Origin of the sequence: Kitasatospora sp. NPDC048715 (assembly GCF_043198905.1) — a bacterium.
Classification (GTDB): Bacteria; Actinomycetota; Actinomycetes; order Streptomycetales; family Streptomycetaceae; genus Kitasatospora; species Kitasatospora lactacystinica.
This window is the reverse complement of the sequence record NZ_JBICVH010000045.1, coordinates 1-1,302: the sequence shown is the minus strand read 5'-3', so window position 1 is coordinate 1,302 and position 1,302 is coordinate 1. Positions and strand designations below refer to the sequence as shown.

Genomic DNA, 1,302 nt, shown 5'->3' with positions numbered 1-1,302 from the left:
GGCCCCGCCACGCTGGTCGCGGTATGCCTCGAACGCGGACCCGACCTGGTCGTCGCCCTGCTCGCCGTTCTCAAGGCCGGCGGCGCCTACGTGCCCCTGGACCCCGCATACCCGCTCGACCGCCTCACCTTCCTGCTCCACGACACAGCGGCACCTGTCGTCGTCACCCAGGAGAGCCTGCGCGAACGACTGCCCGACACCGGCGCCACCCTGGTGAGCATCGACGCCGACGCCGCAGCGGTGGCACGCGAGAACGACACCGACCTGCCCACCGAGGCCACCGGCAACGACCTCGCCTACGTCATCCACACCTCGGGATCCACCGGCACACCCAAGGGCGTCGAGATCCCCCGCAGCGCACTCACCAACCTCCTCCTCGCCCTGCGCGACCGGCTCGCCTTCACCGCCGACGACCGACTGCTCTCCGTCACCACCGTCACCTTCGACATCTCCAACCTCGAACTCCACCTACCCCTGATCACCGGGGCCCACGTGGTACTCGCGAACAGGGAACAGACCCGCGACCCCCACGCACTCGCCACCCTCCTGACCCGACACGGCATCACCGTCATGCAGGCCACCCCCTCCGTCTGGCAGACACTCGTCGACGTACTGCCCGACCAGGCCACCCACCTGCACATACTCACCGGCGGCGAAGCCCTGCCCCCCGACCTCGCCCACCGCCTCACCAACCGCGCCCACCGCGTCACCAACCTCTACGGACCCACAGAGACCACCATCTGGTCCCTGGCCGCCGACATCGAACCCGAAACGCACACCGTCACCATCGGCCACCCCATCGCCAACACCGAACTCTTCGTCATGAACAAGTCCGCCCGGCCCGCCCCCATCGGCGTACCCGGCGAACTCTGGATCGGCGGAGCCGGCCTCGCCCGCGGCTACCTCAACCGCCCCGAACTCACCACCGAACGCTTCGTCCCACACCCCGTCCGAACGGATCCGGGCGCCCGCGTCTACCGCACCGGCGACCTCGTCCGCCGACTGCCCGACGGCACCATCGAATACCTCGGCCGCATCGACCACCAGGTCAAAATCCGCGGCCACCGCATCGAACTCGGCGAAATCGAATCCACACTCCTGAAACACCCCGACATCACGTCCTGCGTCGTACTCGCACGCGAGGACACCCCAGGAACCAAACGACTCGTCGCCTACTGCGCAACGGGCCAGAATGCCGAACGCCGCCCCGACACGCCCGAACTACGGACATGGTGCGCCCGCAGCCTCCCCGACTACATGACCCCCAGCACCTTCGTCCTCCTCGACCAACTCCCCCTCACC

At 68.5% G+C, this 1,302-nt stretch carries 1 protein-coding gene; it reads left to right on the top strand.

The annotated features are described in order from the left end of the window. Nucleotides 1-1,302, top strand: a 1,302-nt coding sequence (locus ACGFSC_RS42840) for an amino acid adenylation domain-containing protein (RefSeq protein WP_359915661.1), incomplete at both ends; no start/stop codon positions are given.